The sequence below is a fragment of the Ruegeria sp. CDSA021 genome, from assembly GCF_059612325.1.
In genome coordinates this window covers 127,853-153,993 of sequence record NZ_JBXWQJ010000010.1, presented here as the reverse complement: position 1 = coordinate 153,993, position 26,141 = coordinate 127,853, and the positions used below count along the sequence as shown (strand labels likewise).

23 protein-coding genes, 1 other RNA gene and 1 riboswitch are annotated in these 26,141 nt (G+C 57.0%); of the genes, 10 read left to right on the top strand and 14 right to left on the bottom strand.

Annotated features, from left to right (window positions below; genetic code table 11):
* Entirely contained in the window at positions 1–729 is a 729-nt protein-coding gene (gene ccoO / locus AC2FLD_RS14705; RefSeq protein ID WP_496670000.1) for a cytochrome-c oxidase, cbb3-type subunit II, read from the bottom strand.
* A 14-nt stretch (positions 730–743) separates the two neighbouring features.
* Positions 744–2,351, bottom strand: coding sequence for a cytochrome-c oxidase, cbb3-type subunit I (ccoN, locus tag AC2FLD_RS14700; protein WP_496670001.1), 1,608 nt, complete (start codon positions 2,349–2,351; stop codon positions 744–746).
* A 200-nt stretch (positions 2,352–2,551) separates the two neighbouring features.
* On the opposite strand from ccoN, the gene AC2FLD_RS14695 reads away from it, so the two are divergent.
* Positions 2,552–3,391, top strand: coding sequence for a universal stress protein (locus tag AC2FLD_RS14695; RefSeq protein WP_050605003.1), 840 nt, complete (start codon positions 2,552–2,554; stop codon positions 3,389–3,391).
* A gap of 45 nt (positions 3,392–3,436) precedes the next feature.
* Here AC2FLD_RS14695 and AC2FLD_RS14690 read toward each other — a convergent pair whose 3' ends face one another.
* Together AC2FLD_RS14690 and fnrL are read right to left on the bottom strand one after the other, a co-directional pair.
* A complete protein-coding gene (locus AC2FLD_RS14690; RefSeq protein WP_496670002.1) occupies positions 3,437–3,691 on the bottom strand; it encodes a GlsB/YeaQ/YmgE family stress response membrane protein in 255 nt (84 codons plus the stop codon).
* Between the two features lie 73 nt (positions 3,692–3,764).
* On the bottom strand, positions 3,765–4,508 hold the full coding sequence (gene fnrL / locus AC2FLD_RS14685; protein WP_050605040.1) for a transcriptional regulator FnrL: 744 nt from the start codon (positions 4,506–4,508) through the stop codon (positions 3,765–3,767).
* A 61-nt stretch (positions 4,509–4,569) separates the two neighbouring features.
* Between fnrL and hemN the strand changes: the two genes are divergently transcribed.
* Together hemN and AC2FLD_RS14675 are read left to right on the top strand one after the other, a co-directional pair.
* On the top strand, positions 4,570–5,925 hold the full coding sequence (gene hemN / locus AC2FLD_RS14680) for an oxygen-independent coproporphyrinogen III oxidase (RefSeq protein WP_496670003.1): 1,356 nt from the start codon (positions 4,570–4,572) through the stop codon (positions 5,923–5,925).
* Between the two features lie 210 nt (positions 5,926–6,135).
* On the top strand, positions 6,136–8,064 hold the full coding sequence (locus AC2FLD_RS14675; protein WP_496670004.1) for an elongation factor G: 1,929 nt from the start codon (positions 6,136–6,138) through the stop codon (positions 8,062–8,064).
* Between the two features lie 24 nt (positions 8,065–8,088).
* Here AC2FLD_RS14675 and AC2FLD_RS14670 read toward each other — a convergent pair whose 3' ends face one another.
* The 5 genes from AC2FLD_RS14670 to AC2FLD_RS14650 form a co-directional block, all read right to left on the bottom strand.
* Positions 8,089–9,666, bottom strand: coding sequence for an ABC transporter ATP-binding protein (locus tag AC2FLD_RS14670; RefSeq protein ID WP_496670005.1), 1,578 nt, complete (start codon positions 9,664–9,666; stop codon positions 8,089–8,091).
* Positions 9,663–10,769, bottom strand: a complete 1,107-nt coding sequence (locus AC2FLD_RS14665; RefSeq protein WP_050604998.1) for an ABC transporter permease — start codon at positions 10,767–10,769, stop codon at positions 9,663–9,665. The genes AC2FLD_RS14670 and AC2FLD_RS14665 overlap by 4 nt, the downstream gene beginning before the upstream one ends.
* Positions 10,770–11,864 (bottom strand): microcin C ABC transporter permease YejB, encoded by a 1,095-nt coding sequence (locus AC2FLD_RS14660; RefSeq protein ID WP_050604997.1) that lies wholly within the window; start codon positions 11,862–11,864, stop codon positions 10,770–10,772.
* Position 11,865: 1 nt separating this feature from the next.
* Positions 11,866–13,770, bottom strand: coding sequence for an extracellular solute-binding protein (locus tag AC2FLD_RS14655; RefSeq protein ID WP_496670006.1), 1,905 nt, complete (start codon positions 13,768–13,770; stop codon positions 11,866–11,868).
* A gap of 170 nt (positions 13,771–13,940) precedes the next feature.
* Complete coding sequence (locus AC2FLD_RS14650; RefSeq protein ID WP_050605039.1) at positions 13,941–14,453, bottom strand: c-type cytochrome; 513 nt, start codon at positions 14,451–14,453, stop codon at positions 13,941–13,943.
* A gap of 120 nt (positions 14,454–14,573) precedes the next feature.
* On the opposite strand from AC2FLD_RS14650, the gene AC2FLD_RS14645 reads away from it, so the two are divergent.
* Positions 14,574–15,407, top strand: a complete 834-nt coding sequence (locus AC2FLD_RS14645) for a prephenate dehydratase (protein ID WP_050604995.1) — start codon at positions 14,574–14,576, stop codon at positions 15,405–15,407.
* 4 nt (positions 15,408–15,411) lie between these two features.
* Here AC2FLD_RS14645 and AC2FLD_RS14640 read toward each other — a convergent pair whose 3' ends face one another.
* From AC2FLD_RS14640 to nudC, 3 genes are read right to left on the bottom strand one after another with little or no spacing between them, the layout of a single operon-like run.
* The gene (locus AC2FLD_RS14640) at positions 15,412–15,954 is read right to left on the bottom strand and encodes a chloramphenicol phosphotransferase CPT family protein (protein ID WP_496670007.1); all 543 of its coding nucleotides are present in this window, start codon (positions 15,952–15,954) and stop codon (positions 15,412–15,414) included.
* A gap of 49 nt (positions 15,955–16,003) precedes the next feature.
* Positions 16,004–16,471, bottom strand: coding sequence for an SRPBCC family protein (locus tag AC2FLD_RS14635; RefSeq protein WP_496670008.1), 468 nt, complete (start codon positions 16,469–16,471; stop codon positions 16,004–16,006).
* A gap of 37 nt (positions 16,472–16,508) precedes the next feature.
* Positions 16,509–17,492, bottom strand: coding sequence for an NAD(+) diphosphatase (nudC, locus tag AC2FLD_RS14630; RefSeq protein WP_496670009.1), 984 nt, complete (start codon positions 17,490–17,492; stop codon positions 16,509–16,511).
* A 183-nt stretch (positions 17,493–17,675) separates the two neighbouring features.
* On the opposite strand from nudC, the gene AC2FLD_RS14625 reads away from it, so the two are divergent.
* The 3 genes from AC2FLD_RS14625 (at position 17,676) to rsgA (ending at position 20,869) form a co-directional block, all read left to right on the top strand.
* The gene (locus AC2FLD_RS14625) at positions 17,676–19,544 is read left to right on the top strand and encodes a bifunctional 2',3'-cyclic-nucleotide 2'-phosphodiesterase/3'-nucleotidase (protein ID WP_496670010.1); all 1,869 of its coding nucleotides are present in this window, start codon (positions 17,676–17,678) and stop codon (positions 19,542–19,544) included.
* Positions 19,545–19,583: 39 nt separating this feature from the next.
* Positions 19,584–19,682: signal recognition particle sRNA small type (gene ffs, locus AC2FLD_RS14620), an RNA gene on the top strand.
* A 158-nt stretch (positions 19,683–19,840) separates the two neighbouring features.
* A complete protein-coding gene (gene rsgA, locus AC2FLD_RS14615; RefSeq protein ID WP_496670011.1) occupies positions 19,841–20,869 on the top strand; it encodes a ribosome small subunit-dependent GTPase A in 1,029 nt (342 codons plus the stop codon).
* Positions 20,870–20,905: 36 nt separating this feature from the next.
* Here rsgA and AC2FLD_RS14610 read toward each other — a convergent pair whose 3' ends face one another.
* On the bottom strand, positions 20,906–21,763 hold the full coding sequence (locus tag AC2FLD_RS14610; protein WP_496670012.1) for an alpha/beta hydrolase family protein: 858 nt from the start codon (positions 21,761–21,763) through the stop codon (positions 20,906–20,908).
* A gap of 131 nt (positions 21,764–21,894) precedes the next feature.
* Positions 21,895–22,116, top strand: a riboswitch (cobalamin riboswitch).
* 91 nt (positions 22,117–22,207) lie between these two features.
* Here AC2FLD_RS14610 and AC2FLD_RS14605 point away from each other — a divergent pair.
* The gene (locus AC2FLD_RS14605; protein WP_496670013.1) at positions 22,208–22,615 is read left to right on the top strand and encodes a hypothetical protein; all 408 of its coding nucleotides are present in this window, start codon (positions 22,208–22,210) and stop codon (positions 22,613–22,615) included.
* A 2-nt stretch (positions 22,616–22,617) separates the two neighbouring features.
* On the opposite strand, the gene AC2FLD_RS14600 is transcribed toward AC2FLD_RS14605, so the two are convergent.
* Positions 22,618–23,118, bottom strand: coding sequence for a protein-tyrosine phosphatase family protein (locus tag AC2FLD_RS14600; protein WP_496670014.1), 501 nt, complete (start codon positions 23,116–23,118; stop codon positions 22,618–22,620).
* 172 nt (positions 23,119–23,290) lie between these two features.
* Here AC2FLD_RS14600 and AC2FLD_RS14595 point away from each other — a divergent pair, with 172 nt between their 5' ends.
* Both AC2FLD_RS14595 and AC2FLD_RS14590 read left to right on the top strand, forming a co-directional pair.
* A complete protein-coding gene (locus AC2FLD_RS14595) occupies positions 23,291–25,054 on the top strand; it encodes a DNA polymerase III subunit gamma/tau (RefSeq protein ID WP_496670015.1) in 1,764 nt (587 codons plus the stop codon).
* 87 nt (positions 25,055–25,141) lie between these two features.
* Positions 25,142–26,011 (top strand): TauD/TfdA dioxygenase family protein, encoded by an 870-nt coding sequence (locus AC2FLD_RS14590; RefSeq protein ID WP_496670016.1) that lies wholly within the window; start codon positions 25,142–25,144, stop codon positions 26,009–26,011.
* Positions 26,012–26,141 lie beyond the last annotated feature (130 nt).

The following is a 26,141-nucleotide window of genomic DNA, read 5'->3' as shown; positions in this document are numbered from 1 at the left end:
TTAGCGGCTTGCGTCCGGGGTGAAGGTCGAAAAGTCGACCAGCGTGCCCAGCATCTGCAGATAAGCAACCAGCGCATCAGCTTCGGTCAGCTCGGGCTGGCCGTCAAAGTTGCGCACATTGACCTTGTCACCATAGCGCTCCAGCAAACCGTCATAGTCGCTGTCCGGATCGGCCTGAGCGCGGAAGTCAGCTTGCGCATTCTCCAGCATCTCTTCGGTATAAGGCGTACCGACCAGAGCATTTGCGGCCATCACATCACCGATGTATTTGCCGTCAATTTTGCGATGCTCAAGGAAACCGTATTTCGGCATCACCGATTCCGGCACCACGGATTGCGGATCCCGCAGGTGATCAACCTGCCATTGATCCGAATAGCGGCCACCGACACGCGCCAGATCCGGTCCTGTACGTTTTGATCCCCACTGGAACGGGTGATCGTACATCGATTCCGCCGCCAGCGAGTAGTGACCATAGCGTTCGACCTCGTCCCGCATCGGGCGGATCATCTGGCTGTGGCAGACATAGCAGCCTTCGCGGATATAGATATCACGCCCAGCCATCTCGAGAGGGGTGTAAGGGCGCATGCCCTCCACCTTTTCGATGGTGTTCTCAAGATAGAACAGTGGGGTGATCTGCACGAGGCCACCAATAGTCACGACCAGAAAGCTGAAGACCAGCAGGAGGGTCGCGTTGGTCTCGAGGATCTTGTGTTTGTCGAGAATTGCCATTGCTCCGTCCCTCCTTATTCAGCCGGGACCGCGACGGTCAGGCTGGCCTCTTTGGCCGGCGCTTTCCACACAGTCATCCAAAGGTTGTAGCACATGATCACAGCACCAGCGACGAACAGGACGCCACCCAGAGCACGCACCACATACATCGGGAACTTGGCAGCCACGGTATCGGCGAACGAGTTCACCAGGAAGCCGTTGGCATCCACTTCACGCCACATCAGGCCTTCCATGATGCCGGTCACCCACATCGACGCGGCATAGAGCACGATGCCGATGGTGGCGAGCCAGAAGTGCCAGCTGACCATCTGCAGCGAGTACAGACGCTCGCGCTTCCACAGAACAGGCACCAGGAAGTACAGCGCACCAAAGGTGATCATGCCATTCCAGCCCAGTGCACCCGAGTGCACGTGACCAATGGTCCAGTCGGTGTAGTGGGAAAGGCTGTTCACAGCGCGGATCGACATCATCGGACCTTCAAAGGTGGACATGCCGTAGAAGCCGACCGAGATCACCATCATCCGGATCACAGGGTCTGTGCGCAGTTTGTCCCATGCACCCGACAAGGTCATCAGGCCGTTGATCATGCCACCCCAGGACGGCATCCACAGGATGATCGAGAACACCATGCCAAGCGTCGACGCCCAGTCAGGCAGCGCGGTATAGTGCAGGTGGTGCGGACCGGCCCAGATATACAGGAAGATCAGCGCCCAGAAGTGGATGATCGACAGCTTGTACGAGAAGACCGGACGCTCGGCCTGTTTCGGGATGAAGTAATACATCATGCCCAGGAAGCCCGCAGTCAGGAAGAAGCCCACAGCGTTGTGGCCGTACCACCACTGGATCATGGCGTCTTGCACGCCCGACCAGACGATAACCGACTTCGAACCCCAGATGCTGACGGGGATGGTCATGTTGTTGACCAGGTGCAGCATCGCAACGGTGACTATGAACGCCAGATAGAACCAGTTGGCCACATAGATATGGGGTTCTTTCCGCTTGATGATCGTGCCCAGATAGACCGCCAGATAGGCAACCCAGACGATGGTTAGCCACAGATCGACATACCATTCAGGCTCGGCATATTCCTTAGACTGCGTTCCGCCCAAGACATAGCCGGTTGCGGCCAGCACGATGAACAGCTGATAACCCCAGAATACGAACCATGCGAGGTTACCGCCCCATAGGCGCGCAGCGCTGGTGCGCTGCACCACGTAGAACGAGGTTGCGATCAGCGCGTTACCGCCAAATGCAAAAATCACTGCCGATGTGTGCAAAGGCCGCAAACGTCCGAAATTCAAATACCCTTGAGCCCACTCGAAGTTGAGCACGGGAAAGGCCAGCTGGAAGGCGATGAAGGTGCCTGCCAGAAATCCAACCACGCCCCAGAAGGCCGTCGCGATCACGCCATAGCGGATCACGTCATCCATGTATTCCGCCGAACGGTCGACAAGAATATCTGGCTCATCGGTGTTTCGAAGCGTCCAGATGAACAAGCCGCCGGCGATGATCATCACCAGCAGCGCATGCACCTGATACGCCAAATCGCGTGCATAGTTGGTTCCGATCGCTGCGAATAGCGCGATCAGACCAAGCACGATCAGCTTGATGTAATTCGACATATTGCGTCCCTTTGCCGTGCTCCGCGCGTTATTGATTCTTTTACACGCGAAACCTATTTGACTGGCTGCCGTTCTGAAGCACGGCGGCTACTACTGCTTTGATCTGTATCAAGACAGTTCTGCGTTTTCTGTGACACGCATTGTAGAGGAAATAGGCCAACTGGTCACATGAGACCAAATGCCCGAAACAAGAGGTCAATATGGCGTACAAATCTCTTCTCACTGTCATGACCGAATCGCAGACAGCACCGGCTGCTCTCGCACAGATGGTCGCACTGGCGGAATCGCAGGATGCCCATGCCGAGGCGCTGTGTCTTGGCGTCGATCGCAGCCAAACCGGTTACTATTACGCCGGAGCCAACGCTCTGATCGTCCAAGAGACACTTGCGCGGGCCAACGCCGAAGCGCAGGAGTTGCTGACATTTGCCCAGGATTTTCTGGGCAAATCCGGCGTTCGCTGGTCCGCTGAACAAGGCGTGGCGCAGATAGCCGATATTGGCAGGCATGTCGCGCATCGGGCGCGCTTTTCAGACCTCGTTGTCTTGCCGCACCCTTACGGCAAGGATCGCGGGGCCGAAGCTGAACCCATTATCGAAGCCGCAATGTTTGAAGGACACTGCCCGGTTCTGGTGGTTCCAGAGGACACCCCGCCACTGAAAGAACCACTCAATGTGATGATCGCCTGGAATGAAAGCGTTGAAGCAATGTGTGCCATACGGCGCGCGCTGCCCTTCCTGAAACAGGCTGAACTGGTCCGAATCGTGGTTATCGATCCGCCACGCCACGGGCCAGACCGGTCAGATCCAGGCGGGATGCTGTCTCAGATGTTGGCCCGTCACGGGGTCAAATGCGAGATCGATGTGCTCAGCAAGACCATGACACGTGTGTCAGACATACTGAACCGTCATGCGTCAGACACAGAATCGGATATGATCGTGATGGGCGCCTACGGTCATTCGCGCTTCCGCGAGGCAATACTCGGCGGTGCGACCCGTAACATGCTGGAACAGTCATCCGTCCCCGTGTTCCTCGCGCACTGAACTGGGACTCGAAAAATCAAAAGCCGCCCAAGACGGCGGCTTTCGTTATGCTTTGCGGATAAGGCCGATCACAAACAACAGGATCACCGCCCCCAAGGTCGCGAATAGGATCGACGAAAAGATCCCTCCGCCCACCGAAAAGCCAAGTGCAGGAAAAATCATGCCTGCCAGGAACGCGCCTACGATTCCGACGATTATGTTGCCCAGCAGGCCGAATCCGCGGCCTTCCATGATCTTACCTGACAGCCATCCGGCGATTGCGCCGATAAGAATCATTGCCAAAACACTACTGAAAACCATGCCAAGCTCCTGAGTTGTTCAAAGCCGGGATCGAAAGATCGCGGTAACTGTGTCACGTCACAACGGACAGGGATCAGACCAGAAAGCCGCCATCCGAATCATCACCAGCCTCTTCCATGAGACGACCCAGATCAGGAATTGTTACGTGGCGCTTGCCTTCGAGCGTAATCACACCTTCCTTTTTCAGGGCCGAGATCTGACGGCTGACGGTTTCAAGCGTCAGACCAAGGTAATCCGCCATGGCCTCTCGGGTCAGGGGCAGGTCGAACACAATCGATCCCGTCAGGCCTTTCTGGCTGATCGACGCATCCCGACGCGCGATAATCGACAGCAGGCTGGCGATCTTCTCCCGCGCGGTCTTGCGTCCAAGCACCAGCATCCATTCACGGGCGGCGTCAAGCTCGTCCAATGTCATCTGCAACAGGCGATGCGCGATATGCGGTGTTGTTGCCATCAATTCTTCAAACGGCTTCTTACGGAAACAGCACATGACGACATCCGTGGTCGCCTGCACATCATAGGGCGCTGCCTCTCGCCCGGGGCGGCCGACAAAATCACTAGGCAGCAGCAAACCCACCATCTGGGTCCGGCCGTCTTCCATTGTTTGTGTCAATGACGCGATCCCGGCCACAACCGAGCCCACAAAATTCATCTGATCGCCGCACCAAATGATGGTCTGACCCGCCTCGAAACTGCGGTAATATTTAATGCTTTCAAGCTCTTCCAACTCATCGGCATCACAGCGGGCACAGACGGCTCGATGTCGGATCGGGCAGTCTTCGCAGTTGGAGTGATCAAACTGTGCTTTTACTGTCATGCGCGTTCCCACTTGATCTCCATCAAAGCAACCAAGCTGGCTGTCCCATAAGGGTATCGCCATGACAGTGAAACCACAATTGGCAAAGCTTGGACTTTTTGACGCGAAAGTACCGCGTTACACAAGCTACCCCACCGCCCCCCACTTTAGCAACGATGTGGGAGAGGACACGTTTGGCGACTGGATTTCGGGCATCAAACCCGGCAGCGCCATTTCCCTATACGTCCATGTTCCGTTCTGCCGCAGGCTGTGCTGGTTTTGTGCTTGCCGGACACAAGGAACCCAAACCGACAACCCGGTTATTGCCTATGTGGACGTTCTGAAAGCCGAGCTGGATCTGCTTGCAGCTCGCTTGCCCGAGGGTGTGGTGCTGTCGCGTCTGCACTGGGGTGGCGGCACGCCAACCTTGCTGAACGCGCAACTGATGCGCGAACTGGCTCAGCATATACTGGGTATTGTGCCGATGGGGCCTGATGCCGAATTCTCGGTCGAGATCGACCCGAACGAAATTGATGAGGCCCGTCTGGACGCGCTGGCCGACGCAGGTATGAACCGTGCCTCTATCGGAGTGCAGGATTTCGACGACGAAATCCAGAAAACCATCGGTCGCATTCAAAGCTACGACACTACGCGCGACGCCATCGATATGATCCGCGAGCGTGGCATCACCAGCCTGAATGCAGATATCCTATACGGTTTGCCACATCAGACCAAAGCGCGCATGACGGAAAGCGTGCAGAAATTGCTTTCGCTCAGCCCGGATCGCGTGGCGCTTTACGGCTATGCGCATGTACCCTGGATGGCCAAGCGCCAGCAGATGATCCCGTCGGACGCTCTGCCCACGCCTGAACAACGACTCGAGCTGTTCGAAACAGCCCGACGTTTGTTCCTGTGGGACAAATATGCCGAGATCGGCATCGATCACTTTGCCACGCAGGATGACGGCTTGACCCACGCGTTGCATGCTGGCCGTCTCAAGCGGAACTTTCAGGGCTATACCGACGATCAGGCCGACGTTCTGATCGGTGTCGGAGCCAGCTCAATCTCGCGCTTCCCGCAAGGCTACGCCCAGAACGCTCCGGCTACGTCGGCCCATACCAAAGCCATTCGCAACGGGCAGTTTTCAACCTCACGCGGACATCTGTTCAAAGGTCAGGACATTCTGCGTGCACGCCTGATTGAGGCGCTAATGTGCGATTTCAAGATCAACACGGCAGAAATTCTGCGGGATCACGATGTATCTGCCACTGAACTGGACGAGATGTATCGCGCTGCCAATACGTCTTTCGACGGGCTACTGCAGATCACCGAAGAAGGGCTTTTCGTGCCGCCCGAAGCGCGTGCGCTGATTCGAATGATCGCTCGTAGTTTTGATGCCTATGACCTCAGTAAAGCCGGGCACAGTTCGGCCATCTGATCTTTTTCTGCGGGCAGCATTTGGCCCGTGAAGCGCATAACACATCAGGGGCTTGACGCGCGCCTGCGGTTTTTCCCACACTCATACTGTAGGGTGAAGTTTCACTCTGCACCCTGAGGCGGGCAAATACAGACAATCCTTGTCGTCGCAAACGCGTCGGTCAGTCCCTTTCGTGCAGCCATTCTGCAACCTGAAAGAGGGACAACACTCATGCGCGTTTTCACCGTCCTCGGGCCCAGCCAATCGGGCAAGTCTACCCTGGTCGAGGCCATCAGCCGCCTCGACGGGCGCCCCACCACATTCGATGTTTCCGGAACCGTGCACTTGCACGGTTTTTCTTACTTGGACGAGCCATGGTGCGCGATCGACGTTGATGGGGGCGGCGATGCGCTGGCCTATGTCGGGCCTGCAATGGCCATTTCGGACGCGGCCGTCGTGGTTGTACCCCCCGATCCCAATGCCGCCGTTCTGTGCGCGCCTTACCTGCGACTGGCGGAAGAAGCAGGCATCCCCTGCTTTCTGTTCATCAACCGGATGGATAGCCCCAATGGCCGTATCCGTGACATCATCGCAGCCCTGCAAACATACTGCACCCATCACATCGCCCTGCGTCAGGTGCCGATCCGCGAAGGAGACACGATCATCGGTGCGGTCGATCTGATTTCGGAACGGGCCTGGAAGTATCAGGAAGGCCAACCCTCGGCCCTGATCGAACTGCCTCAATCCGTCGAAGACCGCGAACAGGAAGCCCGGACTGAGCTGCTGGAAACCCTGTCTGATTTCGACGACCATCTGTTGGAACAGCTGATCGAAGACAAACAGCCGCCAAGTGGCGAGGTTTATGATCTGGCCGCGCAAGTCCTGCAAAATCACCAGTTGATTCCTGCGTGTCTGGGGGCCGCGAGCCACGGCAACGGATTGACCCGTCTGATGAAAGCACTGCGGCACGAAGCACCTGAGTTTAATATCGCCGCCGGGCGGGACGAAGCCGAGGACAGTGCCCGTGCCATTGCCGGTTTTGCTGACGTCAAAAAGCACATCGGAAAGATCGTGGTTTTGCGAGGCCTCGGGGATGGCGTGAAAGCGCACGAGGTTTTGGGGGGCGAGACCGTCGGAAACCTGACAACGCTGGATGCCAAGACCCAAATCGCCACACTGGAAGCTGGGCAGATTGGCCTGGCGGTGAAATCCGATCACCTTAACCCTGGCTATATTTACGATAGCAATTCAGCGACGGAATTGCCGGAATGGGCGGCCTCACACCCGGTCGCGCATCGGCAGATCGTCTCACCTGCGCATGAGCGGGACGATGTGCGCCTGTCCAACGCCATGAGCCGTCTGGCCGAGATCGACCCCGGCCTGCACTTGCAGCAGGACGAGCTGAGCGGTCATTTGATCCTTGGATCACAGGGGCCGCAACATATGCGCCGGGTGACAGCCAAGCTGGCCCAGGACTTTGGAATCGAGATCGAAGCGGACCAGGTCGAAACCGCCTATCGCGAAACCATTCGAACACCTGTCGAGTATCGCCACCGTCATCGCAAACAATCCGGTGGGGCCGGGCAGTTCGCGGATGTGGTGATCTCGGTTGCGCCTCTTCCGCGCGGATCGGGGTTCCAGTTCGAAGAGGTGGTCAAGGGCGGTGCGGTGCCCAAGAACTACATCCCCTCCGTCGAACACGGTGCCAAGGACGCGCTGGAACAAGGCCCCGAAGGCTTTCCAGTGGTCGATGTGAAAGTCACCCTGAGCGACGGTAAACACCATAACGTGGACAGTTCGGATTACGCCTTCCGTACCGCAGGTAAGAATGCCGTACGCGAAGCGCTGCCTCAGGCCAAACCGGTGGTCCTGCAACCGATCCTGACCGCTGAAATTCACCTGCCATCCGATTTTGTGGGCGATCTCGTGCCAACAATCAGCTCGCTACAAGGGCAGGTTCTGGGATTTGAAGGCAATCCCAACGCATCAGGCTGGGAAATCTTCAATGCTCAGATTCCTGCCGTTTCCGAGGATGAACTGCATCGCACGCTCGCCAGTGCCACGCGAGGAACCGGATGGGTGAAGCTGAACTTTGACCACTATGAAGAGCTCCGTGGGCCAGTGCCGAAAGCCGCGACCAAAGAAAAGGCAAGCGCGTAAAGGGCTGAAGAAGGCGGGCTGGTCTCAGCCCGCCGCCGCAATCAGTTCGCGGGTATAGTCGGTCTGGGCATTTTCGAACAAATCCTCTGCCGTGCCCATTTCGACCACATCTCCGTTTCGCATGACGATCACATTGTGCGACATCGCCCGTACCACTTTCAGGTCATGGCTGATGAACAGGTATGCCAGTCCGTATTTCTTTTGCAAATCGCGCAGCAGATCGACGATCTGAACCTGAACCGTCATGTCCAACGCGCTGGTCGGTTCGTCCAACACCAGCAGCTTTGGTCGCAAAACCATCGCACGTGCAATAGCGATGCGCTGGCGCTGACCACCTGAAAACTCGTGCGGATATCGGTCCATTGCCGCGGGATCCAACCCCACTTCGGTCATCACCTCAGCAACCAGTTCACGCGGCGCGCGATGAGGGTCAATGTTGTGAATTGCCAGACCTTCCGCGATGATCTGCTGACAGGTCATGCGCGGGCTGAGACTGCCGAACGGGTCCTGAAACACAATCTGCATGTCTTTGCGCAAGCGGCGCAGCTCTTTCGTGGACCATCTTCGCACATCCTGATCACGGAAGGTGATGGCTCCTTCGGACGCGATGAGCCGCATGATCGCCAGTGCCAGCGTGGTCTTTCCCGAGCCGCTTTCGCCGACAATCCCCAGAGTCTCTCCCGCGCGTACGCTGAGCGTGGCGTCATTGACCGCCTGCACATAGCCAACTGTACGCTTCAGAAATCCGCGCTGGATCGGGAACCAGACCTTTAAGTGATCAGTGCGCGCAACCTCTTCCGCGTCTGAAGCAACTGGTTCGGGCTGGCCCGAAGGTTCCGCCGCCAAAAGTTTGCGGGTATAGGGATGCTGTGGGTTGTCAAAGATGTCCTGCGTCACGCCGGTTTCGACAATCTCACCATCCTTCATCACACAGACCCGGTCAGCGATCCGGCGCACGATGCCCAGGTCATGGGTGATGAACAGCATCCCCATGTTTTCGGATCTCTGCAATTCGGCCAGCAATTCGAGAATCTGCGCCTGAATGGTGACGTCCAGCGCAGTCGTCGGTTCATCGGCGATCAGAATGTCCGGCTTGTTGGCCAGCGCCATAGCGATCATCACCCGCTGCCGCTGTCCGCCCGACAGCTGGTGCGGATAGCTGTCCAACCTGTCCTCGGGGTCGCGGATACCAACCTTGTTCAGCAGCTCCAAAACCCGACCACGCGCCGCGTCACCGGCAACACCCTGATGCAGGGCCAGGGATTCAGCCATCTGTTTCTGAATGGTGTGCAACGGGTTCAGCGAGGTCATCGGCTCCTGAAAGATAAAGCTGATGTCGTTGCCCCTCACATCCATCAGGTGCTGTTCTGAGGCGCCGATCATCTCTTGTCCGTCGTAGGTCACAGACCCTTCGACCAGTGCGCTGTCACCCAGCAGTGAAACGGTCGACAAAGCCGTCACGGATTTCCCTGACCCGGACTCGCCCACCAACGCAACGGTTTCACCCCGATCCACGGTAAAGGACACGCCTTTGACAGCAGCGCTGACCTGACCGTCCTGCCGGAACGAGACCTTGAGGTTGTTCACATCCAGCAAGCTCATGAGAAGGTCTTTCTAGGATCAAACGCATCCCGCACGCCTTCGAAAATGAAGACCAGCAGCGACAGCATGATGGCAAAGGTGAAGAAGGCTGTGAAAGCCAGCCACGGGGCTTGCAGGTTTTGTTTGGCCTGCAAGGTCAGTTCCCCCAGCGACGGGGCCGAGGATGGCAAGCCAAAACCCAGATAGTCGAGCGAGGCGAGACCGCCGATTGTTCCTGTAACAATGAACGGCATGAAGGTCAGCGTGGCGACCATCGCGTTGGGCAGCATATGGCGAAACATGATCGTCATGTTACTCACGCCCAGCGCCCGCGCGGCGCGAACATATTCGAGGTTCCGGGCCCTTAGAAATTCGGCACGCACAACGCCCACCAACCCGGTCCAACTGAACAGGATCATCAATGCAACCAGCAGCCAGAAACCTCGGCCCAGAACCGCGAACATAATGATGATGACATAAAGCGATGGGGTCGCTGACCAGATCTCGATGATCCGCTGAAAAATCAAGTCAAGCCAACCGCCAAAGAACCCCTGCAGGGCCCCGGCGAAAATACCGATCAGACTGGCGGCACCTGTGACAATCAGAGTGAACAGGATCGACAGGCGAAAGCCGTAAATCACCCGGGCCAGTACATCGCGTTTGGTGTCATCGGTGCCCAGCAGGTTCTGACCGTTGGGCGGCAAGGGTGCGGCACCTGGTCGGTCTACCGAAGTGTTGAAGGAATATGGGATCAGCGGCCAAAGCGACCAGCCGCGCTCGAATCCTTCCGCCTGGAAAGTTCCGGCGTCAATCTTTTCGATGATGCCTTCGGGATCGTCGAAACACTCTTCCAGGCCGCCGCTGTCGATCAGGCATTGAACTTCAGGATCGCGATAGATCGCCTCGGTCTGGAAGTCCCCACCAAATTCGGTTTCAGCATAGAAGTTGAAGATCGGCGCATAAAACTCACCCCGGTACTTCACGAGGATGGGTTTGTCATTTGCTATGAACTCGGCGCACAGAGACAGGCCAAACAGTACCGAAAAGATGATGAGTGACCAGAAAGCGCGCCTGTTGCGGCAAAAGTTGTTCCAGCGACGCTGATTCAGAGGGGACAGTGCCATTTACCCCTCCCGCTTTTCGAAGTCGATGCGCGGATCGACCAGCACATACATAAGATCGCTGATGATGCCGACGACCAGCCCCATCAGGCCAAAGATGAACAGTGTGCCGAAGATCACCGGGTAATCGCGCGCCACGGCAGCCTCAAAACCCAGACGGCCCAAACCGTCGAGCGAGAAAATCGTCTCGATAATGATCGACCCACCAAAGAACACGCCGATGAAAACAGCCGGAAAACCGGCGATCACGATCAGCATCGCATTACGGAACACATGACCATAGAGAACCTTGCTTTCACTCAGGCCCTTGGCTCGAGCCGTCATGACATATTGTTTTTTGATTTCATCCAGAAACGAGTTCTTGGTCAGCAGTGTCAGCGTCGCAAAGGCCGAGATTGTCAGCGCAATTGTCGGCAACGCAATGTGCCAGAAGTAATCCGCGATCTTGCCGAAGAAACTCAGGCTGTCCCAGTTATCCGAAGTCAGACCGCGCAGCGGGAAGATTTGCCAATACGATCCACCAGCGAACAGCACCAGCAGCAAAATGGCAAACAAGAAGCCCGGGATCGCGTAAGCCACAATGATCATCCCGCTGGTCCAGGTATCGAACCGCGAGCCGTCCTTGACCGCTTTGCGAATGCCCAATGGGATCGAAACCAAATAGGCAATCAACGTTGACCACAAGCCCAGCGAAATCGAAACCGGCATCTTTTCAAGCACCAGATCAATCACGCTGATCGAACGGAAATAGCTTTGCCCGAAATCCAGTGTCAGATAGTTACCCATCATGATCACGAACCGCTCCAGCGGCGGTTTGTCAAAACCGAATTCCTTTTCAAGTTCAGCAATGAACTCGGGCGGCAAGCCCCGCGCGCCGACGTATTTGTCGTCGAAAACGCCGCCTCCCGGTTCAGAACCAGCGCCAGCATCACCCCCACCCGCAAATCCTGCAAAGACGTCACCCTGCCCTTCGATCTGCGCGATTATCTGTTCGACCGGTCCACCCGGCACGAATTGTACCAGCGTGAAGTTGACGATCATGATACCCAAAAGGGTTGGAATGATCAGCAACAAGCGTCTTAGAATATAGGCGCCCATGTTATCGCAGTGCACCTTTCGCCTTCAAATCGGCCTCTTTTTCCGGATTGATCCACCACAAATCCAGATGGCCCAGCGAATAGGGTGGCAGGTTTTCTGGGTATTCGTACATATCGTAATATGCCGTCCAATAGTCAGCGATGTATCCTACGGGAACTACGAAGAACTCATACCGCAGGGCGCGATCCAACGCCATCAGTGCTGTGTCCTGATCCGCCTGATTGTCGGTTTCAAAAGATGCTTCGATGATTGCGTCAACCAGGGGGCTAGCCAACCCGGCTGGATTAAAGAGGCTGAATGCAGCTTCTTCCGATCCATACATCTGGCTTAACCCGCCACCGGTGGACAGGAATGACCCGTAACGTGTGGAGTAGACCATATCGTAATCCCGCTCGCGGCTGCGCAGAGTGTACTGCGCCGGGTCAACCTTTTCAGCCGAAGCATCCACACCAATAGACTGCAAGTTCTGAACATAGGTTTCGATCATGGTGGCGGTCGATGTCGGCAGATTTGAAGGATACGGAATATTTAGCTTCAGTGTCTGTCCTTCGGCATTGCGTCGCACATTGCCATCGCCAACAGGCCAACCGGCCTCGTCCAGAATTTTCGCTGCTTTGCGAAGATTTCTCCGATCGTTCAGACGTGCAGGGTTTGACTCGTGCGTTAAAACAGCAGGCTCTGTCAGTAGGTCTTCGGGTACAACGTCACCCAACGCTTGCAAAAACGCCAGTTCATCGCCTTCGGGCAGATCTATTGCTGCAAGCGGGGTACCTTGAATAAAGGAATCGCGCGGCGAATTCAGACCGAACAACAGAGACTCGTTTGCCCATTCAAAATTGAAGGCCAGAGCAAGGGCTTTACGGACGTTCTTGTCTGCCAACTGCGGTTTTCCGAGATTGAAAACAAAACCCGAGGGGGTCGGTGGGCTGCCATCCGCGATCTCATCACGAACGACCGATCCTTCGCTCAGCTTCGGGAAATCATACCCCGTCGCCCAAAGCTTGGGGTCGTTCTCGATACGCAGCGTGTACTCACCAGCTTTAAAACCTTCGAACGCCGCCGTCTGATCAGCAAAATACTCGACGCGGATTGTGTCGAAATTATTCCGACCAACATTGAACGGCAAATCCTTGCCCCAATAATCATCGCGGCGCTTGTAAACGATCCGACGATTTATGTCGTAACTGTCAAGCTTATAAGGGCCTGATCCAACCGCTACTTCCAGGCGAGGCTCATCCAGGCGTCTAGACTCATCCGCTTCGAACCACGCTTTGGAAAATACGGGGGTCGCGCCGACCGTTTCGATCAGGCTGCGACGGGTTACTTCGGGGTTAAACGAGAACTTGACGGAATGTTCATCCAGCGCTTCAGCCCCAGTCACCATGCGACCTACGGCCTGCGCGTAAGAGGGCAAGCCCTGTTCGATGAACAGGCGGTGGCTATAGACGACATCTTCCGCCGTTACCGGAGTGCCATCCCAAAAGGTTGCTTCGGGCCGTAAGTGGAAGATGACGTAGTTGCGCCCTTCGTCATATTCCAGGCTTTCTGCCAATACTCCGTAATATTGCCCGACGCTGTCATCCGAACTTTCAAAAAGGCGATCGTATTGCAGCGTCGTCAATGCGCCAGCGCGCCCTTTTCGGGAATAGGGATTGAGAGAATCGAACGTGCCCGAGGCCGCCAAGGAAAGCTCGCCGCCTTTGGGCGCATCCGGATTCACGTAGTTCAGGTGCGTGTAATCAGCGGGATAATCCAGATTGCCGAAATACGAGTACCCGTGACTGCTGGTGACACCCTCATCCGAAGCCTGTACGAATTGCGGAGCGATCAAAGCAGTGCAAAGCCCCAATATGCCAGCCCAGGGCCGTAACTTCAGATCACGTGCAGCGGGCATCAGGGATATCATGTGGCTCGTCCTTTGGGTCATGGGCATCTTAAATGTCGTAACAGCTAGCTAAATTGCCAACACTGACAAATTCAAGTTTAGAACGCGTGAGCGCTTTGTGAAGTTTCCTTCAGACAAAAAAAGCCGCTGCGTATGGCAGCGGCTTTCGAATTCTTTGATCTGTCAGGCAATCAGTTGCCGATTGTCTGCAGGTAAGCGATCAGGTCTGCACGGTCCTGCGGCTTTTTCAGACCGGCAAAACTCATCGATGTGCCCGAGATATAGGCACTTGGGCGCTCAATGAACGCATCCAGCGCTTCAGGCGTCCAATTGCCGCCATGCGCCTGCATGCTGGCCGAATAACCGGTGAAACCGTTGGCCGAGGCGACCGGGCGATCAACAACGCCGTACAGGTAAGGGCCGGTTCCATTTGCGCCGTCTTCCAGCTTGTGGCACGCGGTGCACTTGCGGAATACTTTAGCGCCTTTCTCAACGTCAGCGGCGGCCAGCAGGTCTTCGAAGACCACTTCTTCGCCGTCGGCGCTTTCGCCCGAGCTTTCGGTTTCGATAATGTAGGCGGCCTCAGCCGAGCCATGGCCACCGGAAGAATAGAGGACGGTTGCCCCCCATTTGGCCAGAAGCAGCACCAGGAAAGTGCCGAACAGGCCTGCGGCGGCCTTGGTAACTGTCATCGTGTCGAACATTGATCGCGTGTCCATTTCAGCTGTCTGGGCTGCTGTCTAAGGCTTCCCCTTGCGAGAGGCAAGGTATAGACACCGCGACGAAACGACAAAATCGCGAACTTGTTGCATGGAATCGACCAAATGACCAATCGCATTGCTTTTCAGGGCGAACCCGGCGCCTACAGTCACGAAGCCTGCCGCAACGCTCGGCCCGATATGGAAGCCCTGCCCTGCCGCACATTCGAAGATGTGATCGAATCGGTTCGTTCCGGTGCCGCGGATCTGGCGATGCTTCCAGTCGAAAACACAACCTACGGCCGGGTTGCCGATATTCATCGTCTGTTGCCCCATAGCGGGTTGCATGTCATCGACGAGGCATTCGTGCGGGTGCATATCAACCTGTTGGCTGTCCCAGGCGCAAAACTGGAAGACGTCACCGAGGCCCATTCCCATCTGGTGCTGCTGCCGCAATGCGCCGGTTTTCTGAAACAGCATGGCATACGCGGACGCGTCAGCCCGGATAACGCGCGCGCCGCGCGCGAGGTGGCCGAGGTAGGCGACCCCCACTCTGCTGCGTTGGCCAGCGAACTGGCGGGTGAGATTTACAATCTGAATGTTCTGGCCCGCCATATCGAGGACAGTGACGACAACACGACCCGTTTCCTTGTGATGTCTCGCCAGTCCGATCTGTCACGTCGCGGCGAACACGGCATGATCACCAGCTTTGTGTTTCAGGTCCGCAATATCCCTGCGGCGCTGTATAAGGCGATGGGCGGCTTTGCCACCAACGGGATCAACATGACCAAGCTGGAAAGCTATATGGTCGACGGATCCTTCACCGCGACACAGTTCTACGCAGACATAGTCGGGCACCCTGACGACCGAAATGTTCAACTGGCCATGGATGAGTTAGAGCATTTCACAACCAATGTTGAAATCCTGGGCGTCTACCCGGCAGCGCAACCGCGCGGCTAGGGTTCTATTCCTTCGATCGGGCAAATTCAGACTGGCGCAGGTTGCTGCGCCACACCTGAAGGATCGTTTGTACATTAAACTCGACACCTACAGTTGAGTTTATTTCCATATCGTAGACCCTTCCGGCATGGATTTCAGAGTGATCCTGCGCTGCGCTTCCAATTGGACGATCACCGCGCAAACGCTCACGTGCGTTTAACTCCGCGACCGGACAGCGAACTGCAACAAAAAGCACGTCGAAAGGTCGAAGCAGCCTGTGCAGATCTTCGACCCAACCCGGGGTGTCCAAAATGTGTTCCACGATCAGATTGTTGCCCGCTGCAGCATATCCCGCCAGCGACTGATGAAATCCGTCAAAAACCGCAGATCTGTCAGCGCGCCAATCAAACTCTTTGTTGCGGTATCGAGTCAGCGGCAAAACCCCGGACTCGCGCAGATGATCAATGGAAATGTGCCAGAACGGCAGTTCGATCCTCTGCTGCAAGGCCCGCGCTATGGTCGATTTTCCGCTGCTCGATGCGCCGTGCAGAAAGATGATGTGCGACATCCGGGCCTCTTCCGCTTAATCAACACAAGAAACAGAGTAACAGTATTCTCTATGCCCCATGCAGATGACGCTGTTCCAACTCACGCGCAAATTCACTCAGCCGGGATTGCAGCTGATTGCGAAACCGGGACTGGCCCAACTTCACCGATTGCAGCAACAGGCGCGCAGGCAAAGTCTTGGCGGCCAGCGACATCTCAAGGCTCAGGCGCGTTCTACGTGGCGACAGGGCTAGAAAATCCACACTCGTCAGACCGGTCATGCCCTTGCTGCTGGCTTCAAAACGCATTTGCGAAGGCCGGTCGTAATCTGTCATCACCACTGACATCTCGCGCAATTTGCCGCGCAGCTTGAACTCTGTCTGCCATTCAGTTCCCGCAGCAAAGATCGCCTCCGAATCCGAGCGCCTTACGTCGATTCCCCGACGCATTACCATACGTTCGAACCGCTCGAAATCCGACACCATATCGAACACCGCGTTAATTGGGGCTTCGATATCCTCTCGCGCTAAAAACTGCATGATACCCTTTGAAGATTATGGCCGCTCCTATATTTCGTTAGTCCAACGTATCCGCAAGCCAGTTCTCAAGAAGAAAATGGGCGATTGCACCTTTTCGGGCGGGCAGCAGGTTTGGATGGTCCCCGGCAAATGCCTGCATCATCTCGGATTTACTTACCCACATGGCCTCTTCAATCTCGACGGGATCAATCACGATGTCACGCGACAACGCCTCTCCCGCGCAGCCAAACATCAACGAAGCCGGGAATGGCCAGGGCTGACTGGACAGATAGGAAACGTCCCCGACGGGCACGCCCGCCTCTTCCATCACCTCGCGGCGCACGGCGGCTTCAAGGGTTTCTCCGGGCTCGACAAAGCCCGCCAACAACGAAAACATACCCTCGGGCCAACCCGGAGACCGCCCCATCAGCACACTGTCCCCATGCGTGATCAGCATGATCACAACCGGGTCGGTGCGCGGGAAATGTTGCCCGCCGCATGACGGACAACTGCGTTGCCAACCGCCTTGCGATATCTCACTGGCAGCACCGCAGCGGGCACAAAATCGATGCGTTTCGTGCCAGCCGATAACGGCTTTGGCCGTCGCGGCCAGTTCGGCATCCCGCGCCGACAATCGCGTCATGATCCGGCGCAATTCGGCGAACACATACCCGTCCGGCAAATCCGGGTGCTGCTGTTCAGACTTGTCTACGAACTCGCCCAGTCCGGTCAGGTCCAGACCTTCTGCTGTCCAGGCCGAGATATCCACCGCAAAAAAAGGCGCATCTTCGGCGGTCATACCCAAAAAGACCGGGACCTCAGCTATCCCACCGGGCCCGCCGCTGACCAGCGGATGCGTCATCGGCAGTACAGCAAGCTGATCCAGCCCGTCGCCTGCAACCAGGATTTTCCCCCGCCACACCATCATGCACTGTGCGGTCGGGTTGCGCATCGCTTCGGCAAGTGATTCGGCATTCCCGCGCAAATGGGCGGCCCGATCCAGGCCCGAGCCGCCAAACGTCACCTGCTCTGCGTTTTTCATTGGATGTCCTTCTGGTCCTGCGCACAGGGCTGCCATGTCTGTGCCCGTGTTGCAATCGCAATTCCGGCTCTTGCAACACGTGAGACTGCCGCCGAAAAGCCGCATGGTAGCCTCGGAAAAATCATTTAAGTTACGCCCTGTACCATTTGATCAATTACCTTAGTCAAAAGCAGACTTTTTAAAGTGAAGCAAAACCCATCGACTCAGATACGCCCCGCAAAGGACTGCGGACGCGTACGCATTCTGGCCACGACCGACCTGCATATGCATCTGACAGGTTTTGACTATTACACAGACACACCGGACCCGACGCTTGGACTGACGCGTACCGCCAGCCTGATCCGTGCCGCTCGCCAGGAAGCCAGTGATGCGTTGGTTCTGTTGGTGGACAATGGGGACGCGATACAGGGAACTCCACTGGGCGAGTGGGCAGCCCGGAACGACACGCCGCATCCCTTGATGCAAGCCTTCACAAAGCTGGATTATGACGCCGTGGGTCTTGGCAACCATGATTTTGGGTTCGGGTTACCAACATTGGACAATATCCTCTCGCAAGCCCCGTGCCCGGTTCTGTGCAGCAACCTGCATCGTTTGGACGGTCAGCAAACGTGGCAGAGGTATACGATACTGGACCGCACCGTACCTGTGGGTGACCTAAACATACCCCTTCGTATCGGCCTGATTTCCGTTCTTCCGCCGCAGACAACGTGCTGGGAAGAGCATCACCTGAACGGAACGGTCATAGCCGAAGACATCCTAACCACCGCCCGCGAGCTGACAGAGCTTTTGCGCGCCAAAGGGTGTGATCTGATCGTGATGCTTGCCCATTCGGGGCTGGGCCAATCAGAGGCTGCAGAAGGTATGGAGAATGCCGTCATCCCTTTGGCCGCCATCGACGGAATCGACGCCATTGTTGCCGGGCACACGCATCTGACCCTTCCAAGTCGCGCCAATGCCAACACCTCGTATCTCAATCAAACAAAAGGGTTGGTGCACGGGACACCGGTTGTCATGGCCGGTTCTGCCGGTTCTTACCTTGGCGTAATAGACCTAGTTGTCGCTCCGCGGCCGGATGCCGGGTTCAGCATTGCAGAGTGTCGCGCAGAACTGCGCCCGTTTCTTGTGGCCGGCGCGGCAGTTGACGAAGATCAGGACATGGTGCGCCTGCTCGCCGATGCCCATCGTCAGACCCGTGACGCAGTAGCCAAACCTGTCGCGCAAGTGTCAGACGCCATGCATAGCTATTTCAGCTTCTGCCTGCCAGATCGCGGGCTGGCTCTGGCTGCCGCTGCTCAGGCCTCTGCAGTGCGCCCTTTCTTGCACGGTTCCGCGTTGGAAGAGTTACCGCTTCTGTCAGCCGTTGCACCGGCCAAAAGCGGCGGACGCGCTGGCCCCCGACATTATACAAATGTACCGGCGGGGCAAATATGCCTTCGCCATGTTGCCGACCTGTATCCGTATAGCAATGAGTTGCGGGCGATCCAGATCAATGGTGCAGAATTGCTGGATTGGCTTGAAATGTCGGCAAGCGTGTTCAACCAGCTTGCGCCCGATTTCGAAACGGATCTGATCAACCCCGAGCGGGCCGGATATAATTTCGACGTCATCTTTGGACTGTCCTATCAAATCGATCTGTCGCAACCTGCACGTTTCGACGTCGAAGGACGGGTGATCGACCCAGACAACAGGCGGGTTCGTGATCTGCAAATTGGTGGCCAATCCGTTCCTCCCACACAAAGGTTTGTACTGGCTTGCAACAATTATCGCACCAGCGGAGGGGGGCATTTTCCTGCGGCATCCGCAGCCCAGCATATCAATCTGCCGCCTCTCGATATCAAGGACCTGGTGCGGGATTATCTGTCTGATCGCCTTCCTCCCGATCCAATAACACGGCACCCCTATCCGTTTACATTGGCAGCCCAAGCGGGCACAAAAACCGTACTTCGAACAGGTCCGGGTGCCCTTAAACACATTGATGAATTGCTCAAGTTCGATCCCAAGGTGCTCAGCCCAGATAACACAGGATTCGAGCGTATCCATCTGACGTTCTGACGGGTTGTCTTTTTCCTCTGCCTTCCCTATATCCAGAGTCGAGAGGTTGGCGCGGGCGAGCGCCTCGCCAACCTGGTCAGGTCCGGAAGGAAGCAGCCACAACGAGCCCCGCTTGGGTCGATGTCCAACCTCTCACTTCATGAACGTTAGCCGCAGGAGGGCTTTATGATTGTAACAAAAACCCTTCGGGCAGCACGGTTCTGATCTCACAATACCAGCCGACTGCCTGAACACATGACCCGGGGATGCGCGATCGCCATCCGTTGGGATTGCTGTTTCTGACAACAGGCAGACCAATGCATTCTTCTCTTTCGGACCTGGGATGGTCCTCTCATTTTGCCGCGCAACACGCGGCTCATCCTTCGTGCACGCCTTTTCGCATCGCTTCTGTTCATCGGGACCGCCTGATCGGGCTGAACCCAGAGGGCGAATTTCAACTGCTGACCCCTGATCAATCGACCGGTAGCTATGCCGTCGGAGACTGGGTTCTCACTGACAACGACAAACGCGTTCACCATCTGCTCGACCGGCGCAGCCTACTGCAACGACGAGCTGCAGGTACAGGTGCTGCGACGCAACTGATCGCAGCCAATGTCGATGTGCTGTTCATCGTCAGTTCGTGCAACGCAGATTTCAACCCGCCCCGGCTAGAGCGTTATCTGGCGCTTGCGCATCAAGCAGGATGTTACCCAGTCATTGTCCTGACAAAGGCTGACAAATCTAATGACCCCAAGCGTTTCTCAGGACAGGTGCAGGCCCTGGACCCGTATCTGACAGTTCTGGCAATCAACGCACTGGACCCAGCGGAAATTGAAACGGTTCTGTCCTGGTGTCCTAAAGGCCAGACGGGCGCGCTGGTTGGGTCGTCAGGTGTTGGCAAGACGACACTGTCCAACGCCTTGACCGATCAAGATCTTGCCACGTCAGGTATTCGAGAGGACGACGCTCGCGGTCGGCACACAACTACGGCACGCGCATTACATCGGATGCGCAACGGCGGCTGGCTGATCGACACGCCTGGAATGCGCGCTTTGCGCTTGCTGGACGCTCAGGACGGTATCGACGAAGTTTTTTCAGACCTCACCGAACTTGGCCTGAACTGCCGCTTTTCAGATTGTCAGCACGACTCCGAGCCAGGCTGCGCGGTACAGCAGGCAATCAACCAAGGCGTGCTTGATCCTGCCCGCTTGGATCGTTGGCGAAAACTTCGGCGCGAAGATCAGCGCAACTCGGAAACTGTCGCCCAATCCCGGGCGCGGGACAAAGCGTTTGGTAAGATGGTGCGGGGTGTCATGCAGGAACAAAAACTGCGCAAAGGGCGATAGCTGGAAGGTGTACGTCAATTCGTGTGCCGCGCCTGGTCAAGCGATCAGGCGCGGCCATACTGCCGCATTGCGCCGGGCAAATGCTCCGATATGGCCAATCTCCGGCAATCCGAAATCATCAGACCTAAGCAGGTGCCGCTTAGCCTCGGTGCCATAAAGGTCGGCAAGCCGCCAGACCGCTTCTGGCGGGACCATCTGGTCGTCTTCGAAAGTGAACAAGTCCACGGGTGTACGAGAGCCGTCCCAACGCGTCTCCGGAAGGTATTGTCCGATTTCAGGCACATAACTCAAAGGTGCCGTGCACCATTTGCGCCATTGCCAGTAGACCGAGGCCGGCAAGTCCGCGCCAAACCCGATTGCCTTTCCCGGCAGATAGCCCAGCGCTTTTACCAGCAATGGCGCGTGCCCATACCAGAACACACCGGCCAATCCTCGATAAGGCCACGGGTGATCGCTCAGGGTCACAAGCCCCGAACACACGGAAATCATTCGATCGATCAGATCAATATCCGGCTGAACCGGCCCCAGCATCGCACCTACCGAATGACCAATTGTCCACTGCTGCGCATCAGGATAGCGCATGCGCATTTCCGTCCGCGCCGCTGGCATGTCGATCAAAGCCCAATCCGCCATTGTCGCACGCGCATCCTTCATACGGCCGGTCAGAGAATGCCCGAAATCCCGATAGTCATAAGTCAGGCACGCCATGCCTCGCTCTGCAGCCAGCCAACGTGCGAAGTGGCGATAATAGTCGCGCGGCACACCTGTTGCGCTGTTCAGAACAACCACGGTCTCGGGTTCTGTGATCGGTCGGTACAGCCGCGCTGATAAGGTCGTCGACCCGGACGGAAAGAGGAAATCTTCGGTCAAAACCGCCTGCTCTGTGTCCAACATGATCCCTGACCTTGCGCTGAAAATTGACTTGCTTACCTTCAATGGTGAAAACTCTACGCGGGAACTTTCCACCCATCCAGCATGACCAAACGTCGGGCGAAAAGATCAGCTTGACTCGGCACCGGGTCAGACGCTAGCGGTTGTGTGATGGTTCCTGTCCCCCACAAGGGGTCGGGATGAAAAGGGAACACGGTGCGGTTCAGCCTGGTCATTCGGGCGCAAACCAAATCCGCGACTGCCCCCGCAACTGTAAGCGGTGAGCAATGCCAAAACACCACTGGCCCCTGGGGCTGGGAAGGTCGGCAAAGCCAAGACCCGCAAGTCAGGAGACCTGCCATCGGAATTGAAACCGAAACTCGGGCGGGGTGTCCGGGCAGGTCCTGACTGCACTTTGCCGTCCCACCTGACCCGATCTTCCTGTCCAACACGCGCGGAGGGCGCAGGATGATCTGGAAGACAAAGACACATGAATACAGCGCAACAGTATGTCAGCGGACAGGCAAAACCTGCCCTGCCTTGGCGCGACTTGCGCGCTCGGTTTCCGAGGCTATGACTCAGGCCACAGCGGCCACAGGCGACGAATTCGAGTTTGATGGCGGCAGTGAATTGGCGCATTGCGCGGAAGGGTGCCACGCAACCGTTCGAGCTCAATCAGACAGAATTCGCATCTTTTGCGGCACACAGTCTGAAGTTCAGCCCGAGGACCTGAACGCGTACGCCGATCTGATCTTTGGGAATACGTTCACCACCTTGCCATCCGGCCTCATTGCAGACCCACCCTGCGCGATGATCGAGGTTGTAACGCTGCGGCCCCGCAAACCCGTGCACGCGCCTGAACATCTTTCGGCCTAAGACTACACGACCTGAGTCTGAAATTCCCGTGCCGCCCAGGCCAGTTGGGCATCTGTTTCCACTGCACAGGGACGCAACACCCGCAAACGCTCAAGGGCCTTGTCTGCCCGCTCGCCGCATTCGACCATCAGCCTCAGGACAACCATCCCCGACCTGCCGCAGCCGCCCCGACAATGCACCAGCACCCGGCCTCCTCCAGCCAGGGCGTGCCGGGCGGCGGCGCTGACGCCGGGCCATGCCTCTTCAACTGCTGCAGTAGGTGCACCAAAGTCTTCGATCGGCAGATGCACCCACCGGCTCGCGCGGCTTTGGATATCGCTGCCGAAATCCTGCGCCCCATGCTGAAGCAGCTCGACATCCGTTGTCATTGAAACAACAAGCCCCGGCTTCCATGCCGCAATCGTTTCAAGATCACCCCCGTAATCACCACCGCGTCCGGGCATCGACGTCAGGGCAAGCGTTCCCCCTGCGACTTGCAAAGCATAGATAACCAGCTGCGACATGAACCTGTGTCCTCCACCCAGAACTCGTTACAAATATGAGTCTTTAAATCTGTTGGAACAGCTTAGTGCGAAACCGGCCGGTTTCTAAATCAAAAATCATCGCGCCATGCTGTGGACGTAAACGACAGCGGCCACTACGCTGTGCCGAAGCCCCGAATCCGACCGAGAAAACATGACCGACACTCCCAGCCCCGCCTATCAGGTTCTCGCCCGCAAATATCGCCCGGAAACCTTTGCCGATCTGGTGGGCCAGGATGCCATGGTGCGCACCCTGAAAAACGCATTCGAAGCGGACCGGATTGCGCAGGCTTTCATCATGACCGGCATTCGCGGCACCGGTAAAACCACCACCGCGCGGATCATCGCCAAGGGCATGAACTGCATCGGTCCCGACGGCGCTGGCAGCCCAACGACCGAACCTTGCGGCCAATGCGAACATTGCGTGGCGATCATGGAAGGCCGCCATGTCGATGTGATGGAGATGGACGCCGCCAGCCGAACCGGTGTGAACGACATCCGCGAGATCATCGACAGTGTCCGCTATCGCGCCGCCAGCGCACGTTACAAGATCTACATTATCGACGAGGTTCACATGCTCTCGACCAGCGCCTTCAACGCGCTGCTCAAGACGCTTGAGGAACCGCCTGAGCATGTGAAATTCATCTTCGCAACCACCGAAATCCGCAAAGTGCCTGTCACGGTTCTGTCCCGCTGTCAGCGCTTTGATTTGCGCCGGATTGAACCAGAGGACATGATCGGCCTTCTGCAAAAGATCGCGGCTGCCGAAAACGCTCAGATCGCCGAAGATGCTCTGGCGCTGATCACCCGCGCAGCAGAAGGATCGGCAAGGGATGCAACCTCGCTGCTGGATCAGGCAATTTCGCACGGGGCAGGTGAAACCACGGCCGAACAGGTCCGCGCAATGCTGGGACTTGCGGACCGTGGCCGCGTTCTGGACCTGATGGACATGATCCTGCGTGGCGATGCCGCTGGCGCGCTGACGGAACTGAGCGGACAATACGCAGAAGGCGCAGACCCTTTAGCCGTCTTGCGCGATCTGGCCGAAATCACGCATTGGGTGTCCGTCGTAAAGATCACGCCCGACGCCGCCGAAGACCCGACTGTTTCGCCGGATGAACGGAGCCGTGGCCAGCACATGGCAGAGGCCCTGCCGATGCGTGTCCTGACCCGAATGTGGCAGATGCTGCTGAAGGCGCTTGAAGAAGTCTCTGCCGCGCCCAATGCCATGATGGCCGCTGAGATGGCTGTTATCCGCCTGACCCATGTGGCCGATCTGCCCAGCCCTGAAGAATTGATCAAACGGTTGCAGGACGCCCCGCCACCTCCGGCTGGTGGACCTGGTGGCGGCGCTTCGGTGTCCCGGCAGGGCGCAGTGCCTGTGCAGGCCAGCGCGGCCCCGGCACCTGCATACGCATCGCCCCCACGCGGCCCAAGCGGCGCGCCCGTTGCCGCATTGGCACAGGATGTCCAGACGGCCCTGGCCCGGTATCCGACCTTTGAACATGTGGTCGAACTGATCCGCACCAACCGCGACGTAAAGCTTCTGGTCGAAGTGGAAAACGGCGTGCGGCTGGTGTCTTATCAACCTGGCCGGATCGAATTCACCCCCGCCGCGCAGGCACCGACCGACCTGGCGCCCCGGTTGGGTTCTGCCCTGCAACGCTGGACCGGAAACCGGTGGGCTGTGTCGATAGTCTCGAACGGGGATGCACCGACGATTGCGGAAATTCGGGACGAGGCCGAGCTGGCCCTGAAAGCCGAAGCTGAACAACACCCTCTGGTTCAGGCTGTGCTTGCTCAATTTCCCAAGGCAAAGATCACAAAAATCGAGACGCCAGAGCAACGCGCTGCCCAAGTCGAAACCGAAGCGCTTCCCGAAGTCGAAGATGAATGGGACCCGTTCGAGGAAGACTGACCCGAAAGCGCTCGATCCCGTGTCGCAAACGAAGCAGATTGACACTTCAAACGATTACACCCTTCCATGATGTTAGGGAGGGATTGCATGCGAACGTCACCACTGCACCCACGTTTCGGATTGGTCGTTCACGACCTGGATCTGCGCGACGTCACCAAACAGCGTTATTTTCCGGAAATTCGGCAAGCGTTCGAAACCCATTCTGCGCTCTTGTTTCCTGCGCAATCGATATCTGACGCGGATCACATGCGTCTTGCCGAACTTTTTGGGCCATTGGAAAACCGGGAAGCCATGGCAGCGGGTCGCGATATTGAGTTTCAGCTTCCCGAGCTGACAAACAAGACCAAGGATGGACTGCGTGCGAAAGACGATTTGCGCCTGTTGGACTTGCAGGCCAACATGTTGTGGCACACGGACAGCACGTTCCTGCCGACGCCGGCGCTGATCAACATGCTAACTGCGAAAGTCGTACCTCCATCCGGCGGTGAAACAGAACTCGCGTCGACGCGTGCCGCTTGGGCGGATATGCCAGATCATCTGAAATCCGCCCTCAAGGATGCCATCATCTGGCATCGGTTGTCACATTCCCGATCAAAGATTTCAGCCGACCTCGCTGCGCTGCCGAAAATGACGCGATGGCCGGATCGCCCATGGCGCGCAATCTGGGCAAATCCAGTGACCGGAGAAGAAGCCTTGTTCATCGCCTCGCACGCCTTTGCCATCGAAGGAATGGGGCATGAAGAAAGCCAAACCCTGCTGGACGAAGCCATCGCGTTCTGCACACAGCCCGAATATGTCTATTCGCACCAATGGTCAGTCGGAGAGGTTCTGATCTGGGATGAACGCGCAACGATGCATCGCGGCCGTCCCTGGGACTACAACCATCCAAGAACGCTGAAATCTATTTGTAGCTCTGTAACCGAGTCTGATGGTTTAAACGCAGTTCGTGTGGTTTGAAAAACCATCCCTCCCGCGCCCGCTTCGAGTCATCGGTCATGCCAAAGGGCTCTCCGACCGGCGGGACAACTCTTGTGCCACGCGGCTGCGGCCCGTATCTAGAACCCAAACAGAGACACAGGAGAATACC